The 6,375-nt window shown below is 64.8% G+C and carries 5 protein-coding genes and 1 pseudogene; 2 read left to right on the plus strand and 4 right to left on the minus strand.

Annotated features, from left to right (window positions below):
• Nucleotides 1-18: 18 nt before the first annotated feature.
• Together Q0A15_RS12710 and Q0A15_RS12715 are read right to left on the minus strand one after the other, a co-directional pair.
• Entirely contained in the window at nt 19-1,380 is a 1,362-nt protein-coding gene (locus Q0A15_RS12710; protein ID WP_291279896.1) for an ABC transporter substrate-binding protein, read from the minus strand.
• Nucleotides 1,381-1,773: 393 nt separating this feature from the next.
• Entirely contained in the window at nt 1,774-2,328 is a 555-nt protein-coding gene (locus Q0A15_RS12715) for a DinB family protein (RefSeq protein WP_291279897.1), read from the minus strand.
• A 72-nt stretch (nt 2,329-2,400) separates the two neighbouring features.
• On the opposite strand from Q0A15_RS12715, the gene Q0A15_RS12720 reads away from it, so the two are divergent.
• Nucleotides 2,401-3,360, plus strand: a complete 960-nt coding sequence (locus Q0A15_RS12720; RefSeq protein ID WP_291279898.1) for a YafY family protein — start codon at nt 2,401-2,403, stop codon at nt 3,358-3,360.
• 9 nt (nt 3,361-3,369) lie between these two features.
• Here the strand turns inward: Q0A15_RS12720 and Q0A15_RS12725 are convergent, their stop codons facing one another.
• Together Q0A15_RS12725 and Q0A15_RS12730 are read right to left on the minus strand one after the other, a co-directional pair.
• Nucleotides 3,370-4,203, minus strand: a complete 834-nt coding sequence (locus Q0A15_RS12725) for a PhzF family phenazine biosynthesis protein (RefSeq protein WP_291279899.1) — start codon at nt 4,201-4,203, stop codon at nt 3,370-3,372.
• 171 nt (nt 4,204-4,374) lie between these two features.
• Complete coding sequence (locus tag Q0A15_RS12730) at nt 4,375-5,841, minus strand: sugar porter family MFS transporter (RefSeq protein WP_291279900.1); 1,467 nt, start codon at nt 5,839-5,841, stop codon at nt 4,375-4,377.
• Nucleotides 5,842-6,164: 323 nt separating this feature from the next.
• On the opposite strand from Q0A15_RS12730, the pseudogene Q0A15_RS12735 reads away from it, so the two are divergent.
• Nucleotides 6,165-6,375, plus strand: a pseudogene (locus Q0A15_RS12735) (hypothetical protein); the annotation flags it as partial.

Here is a 6,375-nt window from a genome sequence, read left to right on the forward strand (position 1 = left end):
TGCTTCGTTCGGACCGGCTCAGCCGATCTTGGAGAAGGCGTAGTTGTTCTTGTCGTCGTACTTGAAGATGCCGATGGTGGCCTCGGTCGGATCGCCTGCACCGTCGAAGGTGATGGGGCCGGTGACCCCGTCGTAGTCGGCCGTTCCGCCGCCGATGATGATGTCAGCGCATTCGGCGAAGGACGTACACTTCTTACCCTCACCACTGCCGCCGGAGACCTCTTGCAGGTTCGCTGCGATGTCCGGTCCTTCAGTGGATCCAGCCTGGAGGGATGCCAAGGCCATCAACACCATGGCGTCGTAGGACTCGGGTGCATAGGTCCAGTCCTTCAACTTCTTCTCACCCTTGCCGGTCCAGTAGGACTGCAGGTTCTTCTTGAACTGGTCCGTCAGCTCGGGGTCAGCGGCTGGGGTGGTGCCCTGAGCGCCTTCCAGGGCCCCGGCCTCAAGGTCGTCGCCGAAGTTGGAGAGGTTTCCGTCCACCAGGTACATCTTGTCCGAGGGGAACTTGGCACTGTTGAGCTCCGGGATGATGGTGGTGACCTCCTCGAAGGTGACGAGGGCGATCGCATCAGGATCGGCCGCGAGCACGTCCTCCACCTGAGCGGAGAAGTTGGTGTCGCCGGTGTTGTACATGCTGGCCGCAACGACCTTGCCGCCGGCGTTCTCGTAGGCCTCCTTGGCGAAGCAGGCGAGTCCCGTTCCGTAGGAGTCGTTGAGGATGATCATGCCGAGGGTCTCATTACCGTCTGCTGCGATCTGGTTGCCGAGCACCTCGCCCTGGAGGGTATCGGATGGTGCGGTGCGCCAGTACAGACCATTGTCCTCGTAACCACTGAATTCAGGCGAGGTGTTGGCCGGCGAGATCTGGATGGCGTCTGCGGCGATGACCTGGTCGATGAACTGGAGCGAGACACCGGAGGATGCGGCCCCGACGACGGCGTTGGCGCCGCCCTTCAGGATGCGGGGCACCTCGGTCTCGTAGGCCTTGTTGTCCGTGTCACCGGAGTCGCCCTGGGTCAGATCGATTTTGATGCCCTTGTCGGCCTTGTTGATCTCTTGGGCAGCAAACTCGGTCGCCGCGATTTCTGGCGGGCCGAGGAACGCGAGGTTGCCCGTCTGCGGGAGCGCAGTACCCACGTTGAAGGTCAGTTTGTCCTTACCAGGAGAATCGGACTTGACCTCATCGAACTCCTGTTCGTATTTTGACGGCTGCTGCGTGCTGCAATCCACTGGGAATTTAGCGGATTCCCCTCCTGACTTGGACTCCTTCGAGTTGTCGCTCCCGCCGCCACAGGCCGAGAGAACGAGTGCGGTAGCGCTTAGAAGTGCGATGCCGCTCATCAGTTTGGTGCGAGGCGCTCGTTTCAATACGCTCATGGTGCTCCTTGGGTGATTCCGTAAGTGAGTCAACCAGACAGGTCTTGAATTCCTATCCAGTTCGAATGACCTTATGCGGTGGGCATGTGGCTCAATGTCTCAACTTGTTAACCATTGAAGACCTTCTTGTTACATTCAGATAACGAACCTCGGTATCGGTGGCCCGCGGCCCACGCCGCTGGCATCCTGAACCGGGCACTTGTCGTTGCGCTATTCTCTCGGGACACCCAGTCCGTCGAGGAACGCACCTCAGAGTTCAGCGACTTCATCCTCCGGGGCAGGCACCGAGGTCGTGGCAGTCGAAGGGGACTTGGACAGTGGAGGCCATGATGAGCCGTCTCTGTTGTCGCGGTGTCCGGACCAGCGGGAAGGAGCGCAGGTCGGGAACGATGCTCAGGATCGGTGCGCGTACAGGTCTCGCAGCAGGGCGACCTCGGCGAGGTGATGGATGGCCTCGCGGTTGATGTGCAGGATCAACTCGATCATGGGGTGGTCGGCGAAGTCTCCCTCCGCCTCTCCGCAGGGTTCCCAGAGCTGTTCCTCGGACAGAGCGGCGACGCCCGCCTTCCAGGTTTCGTACTCCTCGCAGAGCTGGGACAGCGCCTGATCCGCAGTGGTCGCGTAGTCGTAGACGAAGTAGTCGGTCTTCTCGCGCCCGAAGTGACTGGCACTGCGCATAGCGAAGATCCCGACGATGATGTGACCCAGCCTCCAGGCGATGGTGGTGAAGGGCGTCGGCACCGGTTCCGGGAATTCGAAGTCGATGGTCATGGACCCGGATCCACCCGGAAGTCCGGCCGAGGACTCGCCTCGCGGACGCACACTCCAGCATCCGGGCACCGGTTCGTAGAAGTACTCCGCGTCGGTCAATCCCTCCAGGCGCGAGCGCATCTGATGGTTCCAGTGCCAGTCCAGTTGATCGATGAGTTGCTCATTCAGTGCTGACATGTCTCAAGAGTGCATCTGAACTAGGACGGATTCGGTCCGCAATGGCTGAGAATGGCCGAAAGAGTTCAGAACATGGAAACCACCTCGTCCATCAGTCGGGTCCTCAGCGTCCTCTCCCTCCTGCAGCAACGCCCCACGTGGACCGCCACGGAACTGGCCGAGCGCCTCGACGTCACGACCCGTTGCATTCGTCGCGACGTCGCCCGGCTCCGGGAGCTGGGCTACCCCATCGAGGCCAGTGTGGGGACCAACGGCGGCTACCGTTTGGGTTCCGGCACCCGCATGCCCCCGCTGCTGCTGGAGCATGACGAAGCCGTCGCCACCGCGATCGCCCTCCGCCTGCTGCACACCGGTTCCGTGACGGGCGGGGCCGGCGCTGCCCGCGGCGCGCTGGCCAAGTTGGAACAGGTCATGCCGCCCCGACTACGGGCCACGGTCCAGGCGGTCCACGAATCCACCGCAGCGCTCACCGGCCCCACCACCACGATCGGCCCCGACCTGTTGGCGGGGCTGGCCACCGCCTGCCACGACCTGCTCCGCGTCCGCTTCGACTACACGGACGGCCAGGGGAACCAACTGCAGCGCAGGGTCAAGCCCGTCCAATTGGTGACGGCCGGCCTGCGTTGGTATCTCATGGCGTGGGACCTGGACCGCGAGAACTGGCGCACCTTCCGCCTGGACCGTATGTACGGCCTCGAGGTCAGCACGTGGCGCTTCACGCCCCGCGAGCACCCGGACCCGGCGTACTACGTCCAGCACGCCATCGCGGTGGCTCCGTACGAGCGCCAAGTCCTGGTCCGGGTCAAGGCCGAGCCGGAGGACCTGTCCGCCGTGGTCCCGCCACAGGTCGGCACCATCGAGCCGGACGCGGAGAAGGGCTGGTCACGCCTGCACGTGGGTGGCATGCAACTGGAGTGGATCGCCTTCCACCTGGCGCTGATGGACTACCAGGTCGACATCGTGGAGCCGGACGAACTCCGCGAGGTGGCCACCGACCTGGCTCAACGGCTCGAACGTCTGGGCTCCCGGTGAACGTCGGAATCAGATGACGGCAGTGCCTGAGAACAGCACCGTCGCTTCGCCACCGACCCAGACCGTTCCGGCCTCGGCCGTGATCTCGATGCGTCCGGACCGCCCCAACGCGGTTCCCTGCGATGCCGTGTAGCGGTCCGGCGCCTGCCCGGAACCGATGAGCCATTGCCCCAGTGAGGCATTGAGGCTGCCCGTGACCGGGTCCTCGCCGACGCCCACTGCCGGAACGAATGCCCTCACCTCGAAGGCGCACTCCGCTCCGCTCGGGTAGGCCCCGACCGCTCCGACTGCCAGATCGGGAATCTGCGACAGGTCCGGTTCCAACGCAAGCACCTCGTCAGCCGTTTCCAGCCGGAGCGCCGCCCAGCCCGGCCCGTTGTCCACCCACTGATGCCCGACGATCTGTTCCTCCTCGATCCCGAACGCGGCCACGATGCGGGCCCGAAGGTCCGCTTCCAGCGGACCGGTGCGCACACGAGGCGGGGCGGCGAAGGAGAGCCGGTCCCCGTCGTCGCGCACATCCACGAGGCCTGCCTGACACTCCTGCACGATGGCCCCCGCCCTCTGGGGCTGGCCGCCGTGTTCCAGCCAGGCGCGGGCGGAGCCCAGCGTCGGATGACCGGCGAAGGGCAGTTCACCGTCCGGCGTGAAGATCCGCAGCCGATAGTCGGCCTCCGGAACAGTGGGCGGCAGGACGAAGGTGGTCTCCGACAGGTTGGTCCAGGCTGCGATGCGCTGCATGGCGGCGGCGTCCAGCCCCTCGGCGTCGAGGAACACCGCTACTGGATTGCCACGGTATGGGTCGGCGCTGAACACATCGACTTGGGCGAAGCGGGAAGTCATGGAAGAACCCTAGCCAGTCGCCGGCTCCCCCCGCGATCTGGACGGCGGGAGCCGGGTACGCGTCGTCGGGCATGTGCTCAGAAACGGACACGAGCCGGGTTCCCACGGTGGAGCCGGTGGACCACCAGCTCCAGAGTGGGAACCCGGCTCTGCCGGACCGTGCGGAGGAGATTACTTCTGCTCGTCGGCCTTCTGCACCACGTAGATGGCGCCGGTGGTGACGGCCTCGTCCAGCTGCTCCAGGGTGTGGCCGCGCGTCTCGGGGACGGTGAACTTCACGAAGAGCCAGGACAGGGCGCCGACCACAGCGAAGAGTGCGAACGTCCCGGTGAGGCCCAGACCCTCCAGGAGCGAGGCGAAGAAGAGGGAGAGCAGACCGTTGACGACCCACAGGAAGAAGATGGAGACGCCGGACCCGAAACCGCGCATGCGCAGCGGGAAGATCTCGGAGATGTAGACCCACACGGCCACGTTCAGGAAGGTCTGCATGGAGCCCACGAAGATGATGACCATCAGCAGGATGATGTACGGGCGGGCCGCATTGCCGACGGGGAAAACGTTGGCGAAGACCGCGATCAACACGTGGGAGACGGTGGTCAGGGTGAGGCCGGTGAGGAACGTTTTGCGGCGGTCGAAGCGGTCCATCATCCGCAGGGCGATGATGCCACCGATCACGGCGATGATGCCGGGGCCGATCTGAGCGATCAGCGCGGCGGAGGAGTCGAACCCGGACTCCACGAGCACGTTCTGGCCGAAGTACATGATGGCGTTGATACCGGTGAGCTGCTGCACCACGCCGATGCCGATACCCACCAACAGGATGCGCATGAGGTGCTTGTTCTGGAACACCTCTCGCCAGCCGGTGGTCTCCAGGGCCGCGTCCTCCTGTGCGATGACCTGCATCTGTGCCAGCTCTGCCGTGGCGCGGTCCTCCGAGCGGACGGTCTTGAGGATCGCGAGGGCTTCAGGCGTGCGTCCGTGGTCCACGAGCCAACGCGGGGATTCCGGTACGCGCATCATGCCGACGAACAGGCAGATGGCGGGGATGGCGCAGACGGCGAGCATGATGCGCCAGACGCCGTCCACATGCCCAAGGGTCACGCCGAGGATCGCGTTGATGACGTAGGCGGCCAGCTGGCCGGTGACGATCATGAGTTCGTTGCGACCGGAGAGCGAACCGCGGATCTCGTACGGGGCCATCTCGGCCAGGAAGATCGGCACCACGGAGGAGGCTGCGCCGACGGCGAGACCCAGCAGGATGCGGCCCACGATCAGGGAGACGAATGCGGCGGTTCCGGTACCGGGCGCTGCCACACAGAAGATGGTGCCTGCGAAGAACAGGACGGACATGAGGATGATGGTCTTGCGTCGTCCCCAGCGGTCGGAGAGCGGGCCGCCGGTCACGGCTCCGATGGCGGCCGCGAAGACCAGCGAGGAGGCGATGACGCCTTCTCCAAGGGCGGAGAGCCCCAGCTCCTCGCGCATGGGGCCGATGGCGCCGTTGATGACGCCCGTGTCGTAGCCGAAGAGGAGACCACCAAAGGTGGCGATCAGAGCGACCATGCCGAGTCGCTTGGAATGGGGGCCCTTCGTCAGTGGCGGCAGGGATGAAACCCCTGTCGACGCGTGGGAACTCATGTCGGGTTGCTCCTTCGTCCTGGACGCGCGCCACCTCGATGTGATGCGGGTCATGGCCATTAGAATGGCGTATGACCGATTGTCCTGTCAATAGGATGTTTCCATTGGGTGACGCCGCTTGGCGTTGCCTTCCGGTTCAGACCAGGGTAGGCACAACAGATGACGATGTGATGTCGGCGGCCCTGCCGGCCCCGTCCCGACCCGCACCCTTCCCGGCCCGGCAACGACGGCGCCGCACTGCGGCACACCGCGCCACCTCAACCGGGGCGGGCCGTTGGTGCATGAACCAGAATTGTCACCAGATCCACCAAAGAGGAGTCCCGATGCCGCTCGCCCGCAGTTTTCACCGCGGCACCGCCCTGCTGGTGGCCGGCGCGTTCTTCATGGAGAACCTGGACGGGACCATCATCCAGACCGCGGCGCCCGCCATGGCCGAGAACCTTGGCGTGGAACCCACGCAGATCAACCTGGCCATGGTGGCGTACCTGATGACCGTGGCCGTGTTCATCCCGGCCACGGTCATCAGGTACGCCA

Source organism: Galactobacter sp. (genome assembly GCF_022712295.1).
Lineage (GTDB): Bacteria > Actinomycetota > Actinomycetes > Actinomycetales > Micrococcaceae > Galactobacter.